Annotated in this window: 15 protein-coding genes and 1 pseudogene; 3 read left to right on the top strand and 13 right to left on the bottom strand. The window is 67.5% G+C overall.

All coding sequences use genetic code 11. The features are described from left to right. Positions 1–31: 31 nt before the first annotated feature. The 3 genes from ahpC to AK36_RS06365 form a co-directional block, all read right to left on the bottom strand. Positions 32–595, bottom strand: a complete 564-nt coding sequence (ahpC, locus tag AK36_RS06375; protein ID WP_011881944.1) for an alkyl hydroperoxide reductase subunit C — start codon at positions 593–595, stop codon at positions 32–34. Between the two features lie 554 nt (positions 596–1,149). Further along, positions 1,150–1,515 carry a type II toxin-antitoxin system VapC family toxin gene (locus AK36_RS06370; RefSeq protein WP_014725103.1) on the bottom strand — a complete coding sequence of 122 codons (366 nt, stop codon included), beginning with the start codon at positions 1,513–1,515 and terminating at the stop codon, positions 1,150–1,152. A gap of 163 nt (positions 1,516–1,678) precedes the next feature. Beyond that, on the bottom strand, positions 1,679–1,897 hold the full coding sequence (locus AK36_RS06365; RefSeq protein ID WP_011881946.1) for a hypothetical protein: 219 nt from the start codon (positions 1,895–1,897) through the stop codon (positions 1,679–1,681). 111 nt (positions 1,898–2,008) lie between these two features. Here AK36_RS06365 and AK36_RS34210 point away from each other — a divergent pair. Next, positions 2,009–2,231, top strand: a pseudogene (locus AK36_RS34210) (Zn-dependent hydrolase); the annotation flags it as partial. A gap of 9 nt (positions 2,232–2,240) precedes the next feature. On the opposite strand, the gene AK36_RS06355 reads toward AK36_RS34210, so the two are convergent. After that, entirely contained in the window at positions 2,241–3,077 is an 837-nt protein-coding gene (locus AK36_RS06355; protein WP_045578120.1) for a c-type cytochrome, read from the bottom strand. A 157-nt stretch (positions 3,078–3,234) separates the two neighbouring features. Between AK36_RS06355 and AK36_RS30755 the strand changes: the two genes are divergently transcribed. Continuing rightward, on the top strand, positions 3,235–3,516 hold the full coding sequence (locus tag AK36_RS30755; RefSeq protein WP_224383347.1) for a DUF3626 domain-containing protein: 282 nt from the start codon (positions 3,235–3,237) through the stop codon (positions 3,514–3,516). 46 nt (positions 3,517–3,562) lie between these two features. On the opposite strand, the gene AK36_RS06350 is transcribed toward AK36_RS30755, so the two are convergent. The 9 genes from AK36_RS06350 to AK36_RS06310 all read right to left on the bottom strand — a co-directional run bounded on the left by AK36_RS06350 (position 3,563) and on the right by AK36_RS06310 (position 16,406). Further along, entirely contained in the window at positions 3,563–4,843 is a 1,281-nt protein-coding gene (locus AK36_RS06350; protein WP_410719672.1) for a hypothetical protein, read from the bottom strand. Then, on the bottom strand, positions 4,843–6,666 hold the full coding sequence (gene glmS / locus AK36_RS06345; protein WP_045578118.1) for a glutamine--fructose-6-phosphate transaminase (isomerizing): 1,824 nt from the start codon (positions 6,664–6,666) through the stop codon (positions 4,843–4,845). The genes AK36_RS06350 and glmS overlap by 1 nt, the downstream gene beginning before the upstream one ends. A 91-nt stretch (positions 6,667–6,757) precedes the next feature. Beyond that, positions 6,758–7,246 (bottom strand): hypothetical protein, encoded by a 489-nt coding sequence (locus AK36_RS06340; RefSeq protein ID WP_045578117.1) that lies wholly within the window; start codon positions 7,244–7,246, stop codon positions 6,758–6,760. Then, entirely contained in the window at positions 7,224–8,495 is a 1,272-nt protein-coding gene (gene pgaC / locus AK36_RS06335) for a poly-beta-1,6-N-acetyl-D-glucosamine synthase (RefSeq protein ID WP_011881951.1), read from the bottom strand. The genes AK36_RS06340 and pgaC overlap by 23 nt, the downstream gene beginning before the upstream one ends. Then, positions 8,492–10,585 carry a poly-beta-1,6-N-acetyl-D-glucosamine N-deacetylase PgaB gene (gene pgaB, locus AK36_RS06330; protein ID WP_045578116.1) on the bottom strand — a complete coding sequence of 698 codons (2,094 nt, stop codon included), beginning with the start codon at positions 10,583–10,585 and terminating at the stop codon, positions 8,492–8,494. The genes pgaC and pgaB overlap by 4 nt, the downstream gene beginning before the upstream one ends. Positions 10,586–10,600: 15 nt before the next feature. Further along, positions 10,601–13,387, bottom strand: coding sequence for a poly-beta-1,6 N-acetyl-D-glucosamine export porin PgaA (pgaA, locus tag AK36_RS06325; protein WP_045578115.1), 2,787 nt, complete (start codon positions 13,385–13,387; stop codon positions 10,601–10,603). A 102-nt stretch (positions 13,388–13,489) separates the two neighbouring features. Further along, positions 13,490–14,254: a hypothetical protein gene (locus AK36_RS06320; RefSeq protein WP_045578114.1), complete on the bottom strand. Its 765-nt coding sequence runs from the start codon at positions 14,252–14,254 to the stop codon at positions 13,490–13,492. A 62-nt stretch (positions 14,255–14,316) separates the two neighbouring features. Continuing rightward, complete coding sequence (locus tag AK36_RS06315; RefSeq protein ID WP_034193832.1) at positions 14,317–14,748, bottom strand: hypothetical protein; 432 nt, start codon at positions 14,746–14,748, stop codon at positions 14,317–14,319. A gap of 665 nt (positions 14,749–15,413) precedes the next feature. After that, entirely contained in the window at positions 15,414–16,406 is a 993-nt protein-coding gene (locus AK36_RS06310; RefSeq protein ID WP_034193833.1) for a LysR substrate-binding domain-containing protein, read from the bottom strand. A gap of 574 nt (positions 16,407–16,980) precedes the next feature. Here AK36_RS06310 and AK36_RS06305 point away from each other — a divergent pair. Further along, a complete protein-coding gene (locus AK36_RS06305; RefSeq protein ID WP_011881958.1) occupies positions 16,981–18,396 on the top strand; it encodes a circularly permuted type 2 ATP-grasp protein in 1,416 nt (471 codons plus the stop codon). Positions 18,397–18,398 lie beyond the last annotated feature (2 nt).

Genomic DNA, 18,398 nt, shown 5'->3' with positions numbered 1-18,398 from the left:
CGCGCGCCGTGCGGCGCGCGCGGGGCGATCGTCAGATCTTGCCGATCAGGTCCAGCGACGGGGTCAGCGTTTCCGCGCCCGGCGTCCACTTTGCCGGGCACACTTCGCCCGGATGTGCGGCGATGTATTGCGCGGCCTGCACCTTGCGCAGCAGTTCGCCGGCGTCGCGGCCGATGCCGTTGTCATGGATTTCGCACAGCTTGATCTCGCCTTCCGGGTTGATCACGAACGTGCCGCGCAGCGCCATCCCTTCTTCCTCGATCAGCACGTCGAAGTTGCGCGACAGCGTGAGCGTCGGGTCGCCGATCATCGGGTACTTGATCTTGCCGATCGTCTCCGACGTGTCGTGCCATGCCTTGTGCGTGAAGTGCGTATCGGTCGACACGCCGTAGATTTCGACACCCAGTTTCTGGAATTCGGCGTAGCGGTCGGCCAGATCGCCCAGTTCGGTCGGGCACACGAACGTGAAGTCGGCCGGATAGAACACGACGACGGACCACTTGCCCTTGAAGTTCTCTTCGGTCACGGGCACGAAATCGCCGTTGTGGTATGCGGTTGCCTTGAACGGTTTGATTTGGGTGTTGATGATCGGCATCTTGAGCGTTCCTTTGCGGTGGTGTTGATGAAGTGTGCTCAGTATCCGGGTTCACCCTTGCCTTGTGAAATTGCTTGTTTTAATCCGCTGCATCGGGAATTTCTATCTGGTTGCGGCGCGGTTCCGAACGGGCATGGGCGGGGCTTTGGATCCGTGAGGCGGAGCGAGGCACGGAGGGGCAGCATTGCGTGCGGCGCGTGCGCCGTGGCCGAACGCGAGGAAGCTCGATGCATCGCCGGGGCGCTGCGATCGGTCGCTGGTCGCTGGGCACGAGGCCGATGCGATATCGGCACCGCGGCCACGCGATGTACGGAAATGCCGGGTGCTTCGCATGTGCCGTTGCTCGGTGGTGCGGTTGCGCGATGCGGCGGTTAGTCCATGCGTGTAGTGCGTGTCGGGGCGTCGTCGAGCGCACGAAGCGTATCGAGTACGTCGAGCGCCGGCACGCGTGGACCGGCGTGCGACGCTTGGCCTATACGGTCGCGCGGCTGCCGCCATGCGGCAGCGACTGGCAGGGCAGGACGGGGCAGACATTCGCCCCGCCGCCGCCTTCGCTACAACTGATAGGGCGCCCGGATGCCCGGTTCGGTGACGGGAAAATCCTTCGTGTTGCGCGATACGAGCAGCAGGCCGTTCACTTGCGCGGAAGCCCACACGATCGCATCGGGCAACCGAATGCGGCGCGCCTGGCGAATCGCGACCGCGCGATTCGCCACCGCGCCGTCGAGCGGAATGATGTCGAACGACGACAGCCACGTGCGGATCGCTGCGTCGTCGCTTGCCGTTGCGCCGACCAGGACTTCCATCCAGGTCACCACGCTGATCGCGCGCGACTCGTAGCGGGCGAGTTCCTCGCGCGCGGCTTCCACGCCGCCGAGATAGTCGATCAGGATGTTGGTGTCGAAGAGGGCATTCACCATTCCGCGCGCAACGCCTGTTGATACGCGAGCCCGTCGAGCGCGCGCGTTTTCCAGAGACCGAACACGGTGCCGGCATGCGGCGGCCGAAGCCGTGCGGGACGAGCGTCGGCCGCAAGCCGGCGGCTCCGGCATGCGGTGACGTAACGGGTGTCGATGATCGCTTTTACCATTCTGAACGCAGTGCCTCCTGATAGGTGAGCCCGTCGACGGCGCGGTCCTTCCACAGGCCGAACACGATATCGGCATGCGATCGCTTGTGTTGTGCGATATACGCATCGATTGCATCGCGAATGATCGCGGCGCGAGGGCGTTGCTCAGTGTCGACGATGGCGGCCAGCTCGTCGAGCTGGCCATTCGACAGATCGATCAGGATGCGGCTCATGGCATTCTCCGATATATGATATGCGTATCATATATACATCGAGTGACGTCCGCAAGCTGGGGCATCGCCGACGCGCGGCCGCTACGACAACATCTGCGTGTGCTGAAGGCCCCGATGTCGTATGCGCGCCACATCGGCGCGGTGCGCGACGCGGCGCAGGCGTTCGGCTTGTCGCACCTGGACATCGTGTCGGGCGCAGGCCACGACGCGTGCCATGCCGCGCGTGCCGTGCGTCGACGGTCTCGGCCCAAACGAGGCCGACGCGATCACGCCGGAATGGTCGACGGCCGGCGCCAACGTGCTGCTGCAAGCGGTGCCGCGAAGCGCCCGTGAGCGCCGTGGCTTATTTGCCGGGCTTGCGCCGCGCGACGTACGTCAGGTACGCGACGATCTGGTCGAGTTCCCGGTCGCTCAGCTGCTCGGGCGGGAACGCCGGCATCACGCGGCCCGGCCAGTCGCGCACCGAGGCCGGATCGCGGATGTAGCGGCGCAGCGCGGCCGGCTGGAAGTAGTCGACCGGATTCATCGGCGTGTTCAGATCGGGGCCGGCCTGGCTGCTGCCGGCGCCGTCGATGCGGTGGCAGGCGAGGCACAGCGTGACGAACAGCCGCTGCCCGGCGCGGGCCGGCGCGTTCGCCGGCAATGCGGGATCGACCGCGAGCGACGGCCAGCGCGCGAGCGGCGACGACTGGATCGTGATGCGCACGATCTGATACGGCCACTGCTCGCCGCGCACCGACGCCGCGTCCGGCCCCGACCACACCAGATAGAACGGGCCGGCGCTGACCTGCTTGCCCGGCAGCTTCGGCCACGGCCGCGCCGGGTCCTCGATCGCGAGCCATGCAACGGCGCCGGCCGGCGCACGACGGCGCACCAGATCGAGCGGCAGCTGAGCGGCGAAACCGTCCGCCGCGCGCGTTTCGAGCACGCCGTCCGCCGGCAGCGGCGCATCGCCGAGCAGCGCTGCGAACGGCACCGCACGGAACGTCATCGGCCGCCCGTACGCGATGTCGTGCGGCACGTGCAGCTCGGTCGCATCGGCGCGCGCGAGCAAGGCGTCGCGCGTCAGCACGCGCGGCGCGCCGCCGGTGTCGAGTTCGAGCGCGGACTGTGCGGATGCGTGCGTGGCGAGCGCGCACGCGAGCAGCAACAACAGCGAAAACCACCGGCGCTTCAGCATTCGTTCTCCGTACGAGGGTGTTCCGGCCGCGAGAAAACTGCAGGGGCGCTGGCCGGTGAATGGGATCGGGCGACAGTCTAGCCGGTGCGCGCGGCGTTGGCGACTTCGGAACGCGCGGCGTGCAGCGTGCGCGCGATATAGCATCGGGTACCGAAACATGCGCGGTGCGGTGCGCTGCCTCCTTCACGGCATCGCGGACATCGCGATACAGTCGGTCGCGCCGACGCTACCGGACCATCGGCATGGACACTGTCGCAGACCGTACGCTTTGCCCATATCCGACGATCGTGGCCAGCCAACTGGCGTCGGCCCGGAATTTCCCGTCACGCCGAATTTCCATCCGGACACGCTGCTGGACGGCGTCTCAACGCTCGAGCGCATCGTTCGCGAAGGCGTCTATCGCTCGCAGTTCGAAACCGTGACGAGCAACGAGCGCTGAACGCGCAGCCACGATGTGCGCGCGGGCGCTCGCCGCACCTTGATGGTCAGCGGCGCGCACACTGCGCGTCCGCGTTCGGCAATGGCGTCTCGCGCGCCGTGTCGAAGTCGGCTTCGCGTACGCCGGTCGGTGTCAGCGACACGAAATGCATCGCGGCGGCGCGCGCCGGGAATCCGACGATGCCGGTCGCCCCCCACGGCACCGGCGAGCGCTGCACGCCGCTTACGGTCATGCCGGTCGGCGACAGCGCCAATGTCAGCAGCCGGCCGTCGCGGGTCGGCACGTACGCGTGTGCGCCGTCGATGCCGATCCCCGACTCCCGCACCGACGCCGGCAGACAGTCGAGCGTCGCGACGCGGCGCCCGTCCGGATCGATCAGCATCGCGACGCCGCGCTCGTCGGCCGTCGTCGTCACGACGACGAAGCGGTCGATCGCCGGCACGTAGGCCGACGAGTACACGTAGTACTGGATCGCGTCGCTCAGCGTGCCGAGCTTGTCGAGCTTCGCGGTGACCGGATCGAACATCGCGTATTCGAGCGTCGCGTCGGTGCTGCCGGCGATGTACTTCTGCCAGACCAGCAGCGCGCGGCGCGGCGAGCCCGCGACCAGCGGCCACCATTCGCGGCGATGCGGCGCGACCGGCACGTGGTTCAGCACGCGTCCTTCGGCATCGTAGGTTTTCACATAGACGCCGTTGCCGGTGCCGAGATTGTCGACGCCGCCGCCGTCGATCCAATCGGTGGAATAGAACACGACGAAGCGTTCGCCGACCGCGGCGACATGGCCCGAATGTCCGCCCGACTCGACGTCGTTCGGATAGGGCTTGACCGGTTTCAGGTCGCGCCGATAGATGCCGTAGCGCTGGCTGACCACCTGCGGCGTATTCCAGCCGTCCTCGAACGTGACGAAGATGTCGCCGCGCGGGTTCTGCGCGATCGACACGGGCTCCTGCGCCTCCGGTCGGCTGATGAACGTATGGACGCGCAGCATGCGCGGCTTGCCGGGAAGCCATTCGCCGACGTACACGTCGTGCGGCCAGTTGCCGCTGCGCAGTGCGCCGCGCGGCGCGATGCCCGAGCTGCTGAAGAACACCCAGCGTCGCCCGCCGCCGGCGTCGGCCACGCCGACCCCGTGCATGAAGCGCCGCGGGTCGCCGTCGTCCTGCGGCGCGGCGCGTTCCTGCACGGTGACGGTATGCACGGCCGAGGTGCCTGCACACGCGAGCGACGGGACCGCGGCAGCCCAGCAGACGCCGCACAGCGCCGCCCCGAGCCGCGCGCGAGCGCCGCGCCGGCCCGCATGCGCGACGACGGCCAGCCGCCCCATCATTCGACGGTCACCGATTTCGCGAGATTGCGCGGCTTGTCGACGTCGGCGCCGCGCGCGCAGCCGACGTGGTACGCGAGCAGCTGCAGCGCGATCACGTTGACGATCGGCGACAGCGCATCGCCCGATTCGCGCACGCGGATCACGTGCGTGTCGCGGTCGGCGTCGATCCCCAGATGCTGGCCGGCGAGCACGTACAACCGGCCGCCGCGTGCGCGCACCTCCGCCATGTTCGATTTCAGCTTCTGGAACAGGCGGTCGTCCGGCGCGATCGTGACGACCGGCATCGCACTCGTCACCAGGGCGAGCGGCCCGTGCTTCAGCTCGCCGGCCGGATAGCCTTCAGCGTGGACGTACGACACCTCCTTCAGCTTCAGCGCGCCTTCGAGCGCGATCGGATAGTGCATGCCGCGCCCGAGGAACAGCGCGTGGTCGGCGCGCGCGAACTTCGCGGCCCAGCCCATGATCTGCGTTTCGAGCGCGAGCGCGTGGCCGATGCGCGCCGGCAGCGCGCGCAGCCCGTTCAGGTGCAGCGCGACCTGCGCGTCGTCGAGCCGGCCGCGTTGCCGCGCGAGCGTCAGCGTCAGCAGGAACAGCGCGACGAGTTGCGTCGTGAACGCCTTGGTCGACGCGACGCCGAGCTCGATGCCCGCGCGCGTGAGGAAGCAGAGCGGGGCGGTGCGCGCGATCGAGCTGGTCGCGACGTTGCAGATCGCCATCGACAGATGCTGGCCCATCGCGCGTGCATACTCGATCGCGCCGATCGTGTCTGCCGTTTCGCCCGACTGCGAAATGCCCACGACCAGCGTGTGCGGATCGGGCACGGTCTCGCGATAACGGTACTCGCTGGCGATCTCGACCTGCGCGCGGATGCCCGCGATGCTCTCCAGCCAGTACTTCGCGGTGAGGCCCGCGTAGTAGCTCGTGCCGCAGCCGAGCAGCAGCACGCTGCGCGTTTTCGACAGCAGCGCGCGCGCGGTTTCGTCGTCGCCGAACAGCGCGGGCGACACGGTGTCGACGCCGTCGAGCGTGGCGGCGATCGCCTTCGGCTGCTCGAAGATCTCCTTCTGCATGAAGTGACGATACGGTCCGAGCGCCGCGTCGTGGTCGCGCGCCCGGACCACGCACAGCGGACGCTGCGCGTCGCTGCCGATCGAATCGACCACGGCGATGCGCTCGGGCGTGATCAGCGCGACGTCGCCGTCTTCGAGGTAGACGAAGCGGTCGGTCAGCTCGCCGAGCGCCGCGCAGTCGGACGCCAGATAGTTCTGGTCCGCGCCGATGCCGATCACGAGCGGCGAGCCGGCGCGCGCGGCCACCAGCCGCTGCGGCTCGCAGGCGCTCAGCACCGCGATCGCATAGGCGCCGTGCAGCCGCTTGACCGCGCGCCTCACCGCGTCGAGCAGATCGTCGCGATACACGCTGTGGATCAGATGCGCGATCACCTCGGTGTCGGTCTCGCCGCGGAACGTGTAGCCGCGCTGCCGAAGCTCGGCGCGCAGCGTGTCGTGGTTCTCGATGATGCCGTTGTGTACGACCGCGATCGTGTCGCCCGACATGATCGGGTGCGCGTTCATTTCCGACGGCGCGCCATGCGTCGCCCAGCGCGTGTGCGCGATGCCGGTCTGCCCTTCGAGGCCGAGCGTCAGCACGCGGTCCTGCAGGTCGGCCACGCGCCGCAGCGTGCGTTCGCTGCGCAGGCGGCCGTCGCGCAGCACGGCGATGCCGCACGAATCGTAGCCGCGATACTCGAGCCGGCTCAGCGCCTTGACCAGTTGCGGCACCTGATTGTTCAGGCCGCTTGCTCCGACGATTCCGCACATGATTCACCTCGTCTACAGAACGGGAAGTTGCCGCCCGGCGCGCGGCGCAAAGCGAACGATGCGCCGCGCGCGGACGGACGCGCACGCCGACCTACTCGCGGGGCTGCGGCCCCGCGTGCGCGATCCATTCGATGCCGGCGATCGAGCCGTTCGCGTCATGCGACGCGACCAGAATGCGCGTCGTGCGCCGCGCGCCGTGGCGGCGTGCGCCGGCCAGCGCGTTCGCGGGCACCGCGCGCGCCTGCACGCTGGCCGAGCGCCGCAGCATCTTCGACACGCGCAGCCGGTACGCGAGCGGATGCACGACGCGCCCCGCGATCAGCCACGTGACGATGGTGCCGGCGATCAGCGCGATGCTCGTCACATAGAACACGATCTGCTCGATCGGCATCTCGGCCTCGTTGAAGGGCAGCAGATAGCGGTACGTATAGATGCAGATCGATGCCCAGACCCCGCCCACCAGCGCGGGCCGCACGAGGCGGAACCATGCGACCAGCACGGGGCCGACGAGCGTGCCGCGCTCCGCGATCATCTCGTGCGGCGCACGCAGGGAAAGGTCAATAATCGGCGCGTTCTTCATGTTGAATGCCTCGGTCGGGACTGACCCACACGGCGCGCTTGCCGCGGCCCCGCAGTACGACGGCGGGTAACGCGACGACGGTGGTGATCATGCTGATCAGCCAGAACGCCACGGGGTACCAGATGGTGTCAAGGAAGTACATCAGGAGTTTTTCGTCGTAACGACGATCGATCATGCTGCCGATGATCAGCTGCAGGATGCAGGTTGCGACCAGCAGCATCCCGTGCCAGTGCGGCACCACGGACACATGCCAGTTCGCCGGGAGCGGGTACACCACGTCGATCAGCGCGAGCAGCAGGATGAACGACATCGCGTACGCCCATGCGATGCCGATCAGATACTCGGCGAACAGCGGCCACATCATCATCTGGGTCGGCCGCGCGAGCGTGCCAGCGTACTTGAGCAGCACCTGGATGCCGCCCTTCGCCCAGCGCAGCCGCTGTCGGTACAGTCCTTTCAGCGTCTCGGGCATCAGGATCCAGCTGAGCGCATGCGGCTCGTAGACCACGCGCCAGTCGCGGCACTGCAGCTTCCAGCTGATGTCGATGTCCTCGGTCAGCATGTCCGAGCTCCAGTAGCCGACGTCGGCGAGCGCGGTCTTGCGGAACATCGTGATCACGCCCGACACTGTGAAGATGCGGCCGTACACCTGCTGCGTGCGCTTGATCAGCCCGACGATCGACGAGAATTCGCCGACCTGCATGCGGCCGAGCAGCGACGTGCGCGTGCGGATGCGCGGGTTGCCGGTGACCGCGCCGACGCCCGGATCGGTCACGAAATGCTCGAGCATCCAGCCGATCGCGTCGTGCGCGAGCAGCGCGTCGCCGTCGATGCACAGCAGATACTCGGCGTTCGATACCGCTGCGGCGGTGGTGAGTCCGACCGCCTTGCCTTCGTTGCGCGCGTGGTGAATCACGAGCAGGCGCGGAATCTCGACGGCCAGTTCGTTGAGGATCTCGCCGGTGCGGTCCTTGCTGCCGTCGTTGACCGCGATGACGTCGTAGTTCGGATAATCCATCGCATCGAGGTGGCGGATCACGCTGCGCGCGTTCGCGGCCTCGTTGAAGCAGGGCACGACGATCGAGACCTTCGGAATGCCGCTCGCCGCGATCGCGCGCGTGCCGAGCGTGCGGCCTTCCTCGAGCAGGAAGTAGTGAACGACGCCGCCGATCATCCACAGATACGACATGAAGAAAGGGTAGTAGAACACGAAGTCCTGCACGCGCTGGATGAGGCTGTGGCTGGTCATGGCGTCCGGGTCCCCTGCGCGTTCTGCATCTGCATCAGCGCGTTGATCGATGTCGGGTCGAGGCGCGACTTCAGCGACATCACGTCGCGCATTGCGTCGAGCTCGGGTTGGCCGTTGAGGAAGTTGTCGGGGTAGTAGCCGAAGTTCACCGCGCCCTCGCTGCGCAAGCGCCGCATCTGCGCGAGCAGCGTGCCGGCCGACACCTCCTTGCGCGCATGCCAGTCGTACGACTGCAGTTCGAATACGGTGCGCTGCAGCCCGCGCTGCTTCGCGCGCACCGTGCGCACGAGCTGGTCCAGCCAGCGCTCCGGGTCGCTCGCCTGCTCCATGTACGGCATCGCCATCAACGCGACGTAGTCGTAGGTCGCGAGGAAGTCGTCGTAGTTCTGCGCGTACCACGCCTCGGACTCGGGCTTGATCACCGGCAGCGCGAACAGGTTGCGCGCGGTCAGCACGTCGCCGACGTTCTGATAGGCGAGCACGATCTGTTCGAGCTGCCGCGTCAGGTCGATCAGGTAGCGCGACTTCTGGCGGGTCCAGCGCTTCATCAGGTCGGGGCTCTCGCGGATTTTGCCGACATCGGCCGGCAGCCCCCACAGCGAATAGGTGTGCAGCGCATGCCGGCCTGCGTCCTCGTAATCGTCGAGCACGGCGTCGTCGCTGAACAGGATGCCGCTGAACGACGCGTGCTTGCTGAGATCCTCGTAGATCTGCTCGATCATCAGTCGCGCATCCGGATCGAACGGGCTCAGCCGGAACACGCGCGTGCCGTTCTCGCGCGCCGGCGCGCCGCCGTATGCGGTGACGGCCGCGAGCCCGCGCAGCTTGTCGGGCGGCGGCCGGAACGCGAGCACCGGCATCCACGCGTACACCTGCACGTTCGAGCGCGTGTTGAGCTGCCACGCGGCGCGCGAGAACAGGTCGGCGCGCATCGGCAGATGGCGGTTCGGGAAATACACGGCTTCGGCGACGCCCGTGCCCTTCGGGTCCGCATAGGCCTGCAGGTAGACCGACTTCGGCTGCATCCGGTAGATGCGCTCGATCAGCTTGCCGAGATTGGCTTCCTGGCGCGCCGGGTCCGGATCGTAGACCTGATCGAGATCGACCTGCACGATGCGCTCGGGCACGTCGACGTCGCCGCGGTTCGACGCCGGCTCGCGCATCGAGCGCTCGAACCCGCCGATGTCGACGTCGTACATCATCAGGATCCGCCTCAGCCGGTCCAACGGCACGTCGGGCGTGTTCGGGCCGGCATCGAGGCTGAACTGGATGTCCATGCCGAGCGACGTCGATATCCTGCGCACGGGCTGGTTTTCCGCACCGTACGGCCACACCATCGCGCGCGCGACGATGCCGGTGCGCTCGCGGATCTGCCGCACGCAGGTTTGCAGGTCGTCGTGCACGCGTGCTTCGAACTCGGCGTCGGTTTCATAGCGCTTCTCGTCTTTGAGATACAGATGCGACGTGGTCGCCGGCAGCTCGTTGCCTTGCGGGTTCGCGACCGCGCCGTGATGAAGGTTGTGGGTGTGGCAGCCCAGCTCGACGAGGTGCGACTGGCCGATCTGCTTCACCTCGTCCCACGACATGAAGTAGTCGCGCGGCACCTGGACCTTGTCGCTGATGCGGATCGGCAGATCGGGCGGCGCGTCGATCCACGCGGTGACGATGCCCATCACGGCCGGATATTGGAAGCGCTCGAGCAGCGGCAGCACCTTGGTGTAGTGGCTGCGGTAGCCGTCGTCGAACGTGAGCAGCACCGCACGCGGCGGCAGCGGCTTGCCGCCGCGCCGCGACTCCTCGATCTGGCGGACCGTGATGGTGTGATAGTTGTTGGTCTGCAGCCACGAGAAGATCGCCGTCAGCGTGCCGGTGTCGACCGCGAACGGGTCGACCATCGCCGACGCGGACGAGAACGACGCCATCAGGTTGTCGCGCACGTCATGCAGGCAGATCACGCGAAACGTCTTGCCGTCGGCCGGATCGGACGGCGGCAGCAGGTCGATCATCTTGGCCCCCGTCACGCCCGGGAACAACGAACAGGCAGCAAACGTGCCGACGCATCCGCACATGAAGGTCCGTCTCGATTGCATTGTCCGATCTCCTTGCTAGAACGGCAGGTTGACCGACAGGAAGCCGGTTTCGGAGCGCTCGCGCTGGCCGTCATACGCGTGGCTGCTCACCTCGATGCCGTAGCTGAGCGTGATGTCGCGCTTGAAGGTCCACGCGTGTTCGATGCGCGCGCTCCACAGCGCGCTCGTGCCGAAACCGCGCTCGTTGTACATGCCGCCCGACACCGACACGCGCTGCCGCAATCCCATGTCGCCCTTCTTCCACAGCGTCAGCTGGTGCATCACGGTGGCGGCCGCCGCATAGTCGCGGCCGGGGCTGAAGTACGGCGCGTCCTGCCGCGTGTTGCTGTCGGTGCCGAGATCGAGCGACACGTTGACGAGCTGGTTGGCCGACGTGTACACGCGCTGCGTCGCGCTCGCCGCGATCTCCTGATGCAGGTTCGAGTCGCTGTAGCGGTTCACGCCGTAGCTGAGCCGAACCTCGCGGCGATCGTTCTGGCGATACACGACCGCGACGTTCGCGGAGCGGCCCCAGATGTGCGCCGCATAGGCCTTCCACGGGAGCGAGTTGTCGTTGCTGTCGAGCGCGCCGCTCACGGTCCAGTAGTCGTTCAGCGCGTAGGCGATCGTGCCGCGGCCGCCGGTTCGGCCATCGGTGCCGAGCGAGCGCGTGGCTTCCGCCTGCACGGTCAGCGGCCCGTGCCGGTAGTCGCCGCCGACGCCGGTGCGCGTGCGGCTGATCCTGCCGGCATCGGTCTGCGCGTAGCCGAAGAACGTATGCGAGAACACGCGCCAGTTGTCGCCGAACGGCTGGGAGTACAGATAGCTGTCCGACGTGAAGCTGTTGTCGGCCAGTGCGCTGTTGCCGTGTTCGTAGCTCAGTTCCGTCGTGAACACGGGGCTGCGATAGGCGTTGTAGTCGCGCTTGAAGCTGCGCACGGCGCCGCTGTCGGGGAACGTGTTGCCGAGCGTCTGATCGGCGTATTTCGCGCTCGCGTAGTCGTCGGCCGCGAGCGCCGCGCGGCCGAGACCGGCGAGCATCTCGACGCTGTCCGGATGATCGGTCAGCGAGGCGCGGTACATCGAGATCGCCTGGCGCGGATGCGACTGGCCCGACACCGCGTCGGCGTGCGCCGCGCGGATTTCCGCATTGAACGGCACCTCCTTCTCGAGCTGTTCGAGCGCGGCGATCCCTTCGTCGACGTGCCCCGTGACGATCAGGTATTGCGCGCGCAGCCGGTAGTAGCGCAAATAATCGCTTTCTTCCGGGCCGTAGTTGCGTACCTCCTTCGCGGGCGGCAGCGACGTGCGCATGTCGTCGAGCACTTTTCCGGCGTCGGCCGCGCGGCCCTGGTCGACGTACGACCAGAACAGCCCTTCGCGCAGTTCGATCGCGCGCGTGCGGGCGCCGTACTGGAAGCCGCGGGTCGCGCGGTCCGTCGGCGATGCGGTGGCCTGTTTCAGCGCACGCTCGTATACGGCGTGCGCTTTGGCCGGTTCGCTCAGGTACAGGTAGGCATCGCCGACGGCCGCGAGCGCGTCGATCGAGATCTCCGCGTTGGACGGGATCGTCTCGAACGTCGCGACGGCCGTTTTCATGTCGCCGCGTGCCGCATGCGCGATCGTGCGGTCGCCGGCGAGCGCGGTGCGGACCGGCGAATACTCGGGGGTCGGCGGCATCCGCTGGTCGAGATCGTCGGCGGCGCGCAGCGCGTCGTCGATCCCGTCGAAGCGGTCGGCGCTCGTCATCGAGCGCGACTTGTCGCGGCCGCCGCGGACCTGCTGGCGTATCGACAGTTCATCCAGTTGCGCGACGTCGACCGCCGAGAATGCGTCGGGCCGTGCCTTCGCTTCCTCGAGCGCCTTGACCGCGCCACCGCTCGCCGCGAGGCCGAATACGTCGTTGCGCACGGTGGCGACGTCGGCGGTTCGCAGGTTCGGTGCCTGCGCGTTCGGCGCTTCGACGTCGGGGCCTTGCGAGCGCTGCGGCGTATCGCCGGGGAGCTGGGCGCCGGGCGACTGCGAGTTCGGCGCGTCGAGCGTGGACGGTTGCGCGCCGGGCGGCCGCAGGGTGGGCGCGTCCGGCAGCGGCGGGGCGGATGCCGGGGCGGTTCGGGTCGGTGCAGCGGGGGGCGCGGCCTGGGCTAGCAGTTGCGGCATGGCCGGCGTGGGCTGCGCTGGTGTGGGCGGTTGGGGCAGGGCGAACGCGGATGTAGGCGGCGCAGTAGGCGTGCGCGTCGGCGGTGTAGCGGGTGGTGAAGGTGGCGACGACATCGAGGACACCGACGACATCGACTCAGCCGCACCCGGCGAACTGTGCAGCGATCCATCCGGCGTATGCTCAGCGGCCGGCGTCGTGTCCGGCATCGTGTCCGCGGAGGCGGCGTCCGACGTGCCGACCGCGTCCATCGACCGAACCGGAGCGGCCAGCGCCGGCTCGACCGCACGCGGTTCGCTTGGCGGCGACGTATCCGGCTCGACGACGATCGTGGTCGGCATCGCCGACGCCTGCCGCGCCTGCGCGACCTGCATCGATGCATCGGAGGCCCGGGCGATCGGGGTCGGCGCCGTGGGCGGCTCGGCGTCGGCCACCTGCACGACTTGCACCGTCGTACCGGCCGGCTGCATATCGGGCGGCAGCGCATCGCGCCCGCCGCCGGCGTCGGCCTCGGCGATTTCGCGCGCGCCGAGAGCTGACGCATCGCCTTCGCCGGCCAGACACGAGCCCGACGCGACGAGCAGCAACAGCAGGGGCGCATGCAGCAGGATCCGCCGGTTGGGCGGCGCGACGGACGTGCATTGTTGCTGGCGATTGCTGGCCACGATGTCTCCTCTGTCCGAATCGGTCACGACCGTTGCGCGCCCGGCGACGCACGTCGCCGCGATCGCGCGGGCGGGCGGCCATGCCCGCCGGCCGTGGACCGTCTACAGACGATTGCGTATCGCTTGCCCAAGCAGCGCACGCGATTCGCTATTCGTCGGATCGATGGCGAGCGCACGGCTCGCGTTTTGCTCGACGCATTGCCACTGGTCGAGCTGCGCGCACCGGCGCGCTCTTGCCAGCGCACGAGCGCTTGCGAGCTCGTCGTGCGTGACGCTGGTGGTCTCCATCCGGGCCGCGTCGGTCAGATACGACTGCGCCGGCGCGGGCGGCTGCGCAGGAAGCTGCTGTTGCGGTGGGGGCCGCAGTTGCGACGCAGCCGCGCGGTGCCTGCGCGTGTGTCCCGGCGCTGGCGAACGCGACGTCCGGTGCGTGTCGCCGGTGTCCGTTGCGCGCGCGCCGCCCGATGTGTCGTGCGGGCTCGTCGCGAGCGCCGCGTGCCGCGGGTCCGCACCGCGCGGCGGTTTCGCGGCGGAACCGGCGTCCGCTTGCGGTGCGGCGGCCGCTTCCGCGTCCGCGGCCGATGCAGGCGGGATGAGCGACGCCGACAGCGCGGCCGTCGATGCGGCGCCGACCGGTGCCGACGCGGCGACGAATGCGTTGCGATACCTGCCGACGGCCGTGCCGATCTCGCCCGCCACGTCGCGGGCGATGCTTGCGTGGCCGCGGCCCGGGTTGCGCTCGACGAGCGCAAACGCGCCGAAGATCGCGGCAAACGCCACGACGCTGAGCGCCGCATTCCTGCCGGGGCCCCACGAGGGTTTCGGTGGCCCGGCGGGGGAGTCGCCCGGTCGTTCTCCACGAGTCATTCGATGCTCCTCGGTGCGCGCGGATCCGATGGATGGCGCAACCGCGCGCGATCGGCCGGCGCCTACCACTTCAGTTGCGTGGTGAGCGCCCCCGTTTCGACGACCGCGAACTGTGTCGCGCCCGCATAGGTTCCTTCGATCCGGTAACTCGCGTCAGGCACGCTGAACAGGCAGCGCGGCCCGCTCGACTTGAACTCGACGAGTACGCGGCCATGTCGTCTGAGCCGCACCTGAACGTTCGACAGCGGCTGCCCGGTGCCGCCCGACACGAACGACACGCCGAGGTTGTACGGGCGACCGTCAGGCGGCAGCGGCGCGGTTCCGTCGATGCGTGCGTCGCCGCAGATGTACGAAATCATGTAGCGACCGGGCGCGATGCCCGACGCAGGTGCACCGCCGCCTGGCTGCGTCTGGGCGCCGGCATGCGCGAGACATGCGAATGCGACGACGCCGACGAGCACGCGCGCATGCTCCTTGAGCGACGAGGAAGACATTGTCACCTCCATCCGGAATTCATCGCACTGATTTATTCCGGGTCGAAATTAACGGCGTTCTTTTGCGACACGCTATTGATACACGATGGATTTTGAACAAACAACCACGGGTGGCGGATATCGGACGCGCTTTAAAGGTATTATTTAAACGGAATATGGATTAATTGGACGAAATGAATCAGCTCTGAACAAAGTCGCTATTTCCGGTCGTCGAAATTGGGCCGCGGTAGGAATGGCAGGAAGCAGGTCTCTGCGTGGTGGTTGTACCGAACTTCGTGCCGAAAAATAACGACTGATAAAAGAAACATTTGCGTCTGTATTCGACGCGCTGCAGTGACGGCGAATGCACAGATTCAATCGGCAGTAAATGAGGGTGCGACGTTTTTGGTGATTATCACCATTGCGCGCAAGTCGGGATTTTTATTTTGTTTTGTAACGAGGTATTTCCGGCATACGAATCGCGCAGCGGCGGCGATCGATTTTGCATTCGGCAATAACGGCGGTCCGGATTCGCAAACGTTTGGCGTGATGGCCGATTTGATCGGGCGTGCGGCTGCCTGCATATTTACCGGCACAGGCTCGAAAAATGTGCAGCCGCGCCCGCCTGGGCGATCGGCCGGCGCGTGCAGGATCGCCGCCGACGTACCCCGCGAACCGCGACGCCGCTACCGCCCGCGCGCGCTGCCGCGCGCGACGCGCACCGCTGCCGTGGCAGGCGACTGGCCGCCCACGGCGGCGTCGTTCGCTGCGCGTGGCCGGTTCATGATGTAGGTCCACAGCTGCTCGGCCGCGAGCCCGCGCTGGCGCGCCGAGCGGTACAGCCGGATCTCCAGCTCGGTGACCCACTCGGCGGACCCCGCGCGCACCAGCGAGCCGTCGGCGAGCTCCTTCGCCACGCAGCTCTCCGGCAGCCAGCCGATTCCGTGGCCGGCCACCACCATGCCTTTCAGCGCCTCGGACATATGCGTCTCGAAGCACCGGTGCAGCGCATACGGCCCCGCCGCATTCAGCAGCAGCATTTCGACGACGTTGCCGAGAAACGCGCCGGAGGAGTAGGCGAGCAGCGGCAGCGGCGCATCGGCGGCGCCCGGCAGCTCGAATACGGGCTTGCCGTGCGCATCGGGCGTCGACACCGGCAGAATCCGCTCGACGCCGAGCGTGACGAACGGGAAATGGTTGGGATCGAGCACGATCGGCAGTTGCGGATGGTGATAGCCGAGCAGCAGATCGCATTCACCTTCGACGAGCTGCTGCACGCCTTCCGGCACGTTCACCGCATTCACGCGGGCGGTCACATTGCCGACTTCGCCGTTCAACTGCTTCAGCCATTCGGGGAACAGCGTGAATACCAGCGTATGCGCGACCGCGAAGCGCACGACCTGATCGCTGGCGGCGAACTGGTCGTAGCCGTTCACGAGGTTGCGTGCCGCGTACATGCTGCGCAGGATGTCCGCCGCCAGCGCGCGGAACATCTGTCCGGCCGGCGTCAGCGCGACCGGGTTGATGCTGCGGTCGACCAGCTTGGCGTCCATCCAAGTTTCGAGCGCGGCGATTCGTCTGCTGAATGCCGACTGCGTCAGGTGCCGATGACGCGCGGCTCGGGAAAAACTCTTGGTATCCGCGAGGCTCAGGAAATCTTCCAGCCACTTTGCTTCCATTTCTTTCTTCGCTTTTTATAGTCGGGCGCCCACGGCGCGGCGCCACGGATTCGCTGCACGAACTTTCTAGCGTACCGCGCCTCGCCGCGAGCAGACCGATGTTTTTTTTCGATCGGTGTCAGTCGAAATATGCATGGGCATTGTCGGCGGCATTACGGCTGCATAAGTTTGAGACGCCGGAACCGGCTAACCGGTTAGTTCATCGCGTCGAACCGGGCGCCGCAGACGGTACTTCCCCAAGGGCCGGCCGCGGCAACCGTGGCCGGCCCGCTTCAGCCGCGATTCGGGGCCGCGGCGTGCCGGCGAATCGTCGCGGTGCAGATTGCATACGCGTGACACGCACGCGCACTAAGTTCGACGTCTGGCGCGGTGATCGCGCAATTGCACGCTGTCGATGCGACGCGCCGGGCCGCCGTTGCACCGACATGGTGCGGCATGGCGCGCAAGCGTGCGCGGGGCGGTGCAAAACGGGGGAAACGCACGGGTACGGCAAGGCACGGTCCTTGCAAAGCAGTATTTACGCCGGTCCGGCATGCGCAATGCCGGGAAGAATGATCGATGGAGAAAAAGATCGATGAAGCCATTCGATGAAATGCTGCAATCCGGCGACATGGTGAGGGCGCCTTATGCGCGCCTCAAGCAGTGGCTCGACACGCAGGACCCTGCCAGCCTCGCCCAGAAGGCCCACGATGCGGAGGCCGTGTTCCGCAGGACGGGCATCACGTTCGCCGTCTACGGCGACGCCCAGGCGGCCGAGCGCCTGATCCCGTTCGACATCGTGCCGCGCATCATCTCGGGCGCCGAATGGAGCCGCCTGTCGCTCGGCATCGAGCAGCGCGTGATGGCGCTCAACGCCTTCCTCGACGACATCTACCATCGCCAGGAGATCGTGCGCGCGGGCATCGTGCCCAAGCATCTGATCGCGCACAACGAGGCGTTCATCCCCGAGATGATCGATTTCCGGCCGCCCGGGAACGTCTATACGCACATCATCGGCGTCGACATCGTGCGCACCGGCGAAGATCAGTTCTACGTGCTGGAGGACAACGCGCGCACGCCGTCCGGCGTGTCCTACATGCTGGAGAACCGCGAGACGATGATGCAGCTCTTTCCGGAGCTGTTCCAGCAGGTCAAGGTACGCCCGGTCGAGACCTATCCGCAGATGCTGCGCCAGTCGCTCGCGGCCGTGTGCCCGCCCGGCGGCAACGCCGACAATCCGACCATCGCCGTGCTCACGCCGGGCATCCACAACTCCGCGTACTACGAACATTCGTTCCTCGCCGACCAGATGGGCGTGCATCTCGTCGAAGGCAGCGATCTGCAGGTGATCGACGGCCGCGTCGCGATGCGCACGACCGAAGGCTTTCGCGCGATCGACGTGCTGTACCGCCGCGTCGACGACGCGTTCCTCGATCCGCTCACGTTCCGGCCCGACTCGGTGCTCGGCGTGGCCGGGATCATGGACGTCTACCGCGCCGGCAACATCACGATCGCGAACGCGCCCGGCACCGGCATCGCCGACGACAAGGCGATCTACTCGTACATGCCGGAGATCGTCGAGTTCTACACCGGCCGCAAGGCGCTGCTGGAGAACGTGCCGACGTGGCGCTGCGGCGACGCCGACAGCCTCGAATACGTGCTCGCCCATCTCGACGAGCTGGTCGTGAAGGAAGTGCACGGCTCGGGCGGCTACGGGATGCTGGTCGGCCCGTGCGCGTCGAAGGCCGAGCTCGCCGCGTTCGCCGCGAAGCTGCGCGCGCGGCCGGCGAACTACATCGCGCAACCGACGCTGGCGCTGTCCACGACGCCGATCCTGACCGACGCCGGCCTCGCGCCGCGCCACGTCGACCTGCGGCCCTTCGTGCTGGTGTCGGACCGCATCCGCATCACGCCCGGCGGCCTCACGCGCGTCGCGCTGCAGGAAGGCTCGCTCGTCGTCAACTCGAGCCAGGGCGGCGGCACCAAGGACACCTGGGTGCTGGCCGACTGAGC

This window comes from Burkholderia vietnamiensis LMG 10929, from assembly GCF_000959445.1.
In the GTDB taxonomy this organism is placed as follows: Bacteria; Pseudomonadota; Gammaproteobacteria; order Burkholderiales; family Burkholderiaceae; genus Burkholderia; species Burkholderia vietnamiensis.
This window is presented reverse-complemented; position numbering and strand designations above follow the sequence as displayed.

Coding starts and splice junctions, on each gene's coding strand:
- glmS (WP_045578118.1), bottom strand. CDS start 6,666: ATGTGCGGAATCGTCGGAGCAAGCGGCCTGAACAATCAGGTGCCGCAA.
- AK36_RS06340 (WP_045578117.1), bottom strand. CDS start 7,246: ATGAAGAACGCGCCGATTATTGACCTTTCCCTGCGTGCGCCGCACGAG.
- AK36_RS06315 (WP_034193832.1), bottom strand. CDS start 14,748: ATGTCTTCCTCGTCGCTCAAGGAGCATGCGCGCGTGCTCGTCGGCGTC.
- AK36_RS06320 (WP_045578114.1), bottom strand. CDS start 14,254: ATGACTCGTGGAGAACGACCGGGCGACTCCCCCGCCGGGCCACCGAAA.
- AK36_RS06370 (WP_014725103.1), bottom strand. CDS start 1,515: ATGGTGAATGCCCTCTTCGACACCAACATCCTGATCGACTATCTCGGC.
- pgaC (WP_011881951.1), bottom strand. CDS start 8,495: ATGACCAGCCACAGCCTCATCCAGCGCGTGCAGGACTTCGTGTTCTAC.
- AK36_RS06350 (WP_410719672.1), bottom strand. CDS start 4,843: ATGGGGCGGCTGGCCGTCGTCGCGCATGCGGGCCGGCGCGGCGCTCGC.
- AK36_RS06355 (WP_045578120.1), bottom strand. CDS start 3,077: ATGCTGAAGCGCCGGTGGTTTTCGCTGTTGTTGCTGCTCGCGTGCGCG.
- pgaB (WP_045578116.1), bottom strand. CDS start 10,585: ATGCAATCGAGACGGACCTTCATGTGCGGATGCGTCGGCACGTTTGCT.
- AK36_RS06365 (WP_011881946.1), bottom strand. CDS start 1,897: ATGAGCCGCATCCTGATCGATCTGTCGAATGGCCAGCTCGACGAGCTG.
- AK36_RS06305 (WP_011881958.1), top strand. CDS start 16,981: ATGAAGCCATTCGATGAAATGCTGCAATCCGGCGACATGGTGAGGGCG.
- ahpC (WP_011881944.1), bottom strand. CDS start 595: ATGCCGATCATCAACACCCAAATCAAACCGTTCAAGGCAACCGCATAC.
- AK36_RS30755 (WP_224383347.1), top strand. CDS start 3,235: ATGCGCGGTGCGGTGCGCTGCCTCCTTCACGGCATCGCGGACATCGCG.
- AK36_RS06310 (WP_034193833.1), bottom strand. CDS start 16,406: ATGGAAGCAAAGTGGCTGGAAGATTTCCTGAGCCTCGCGGATACCAAG.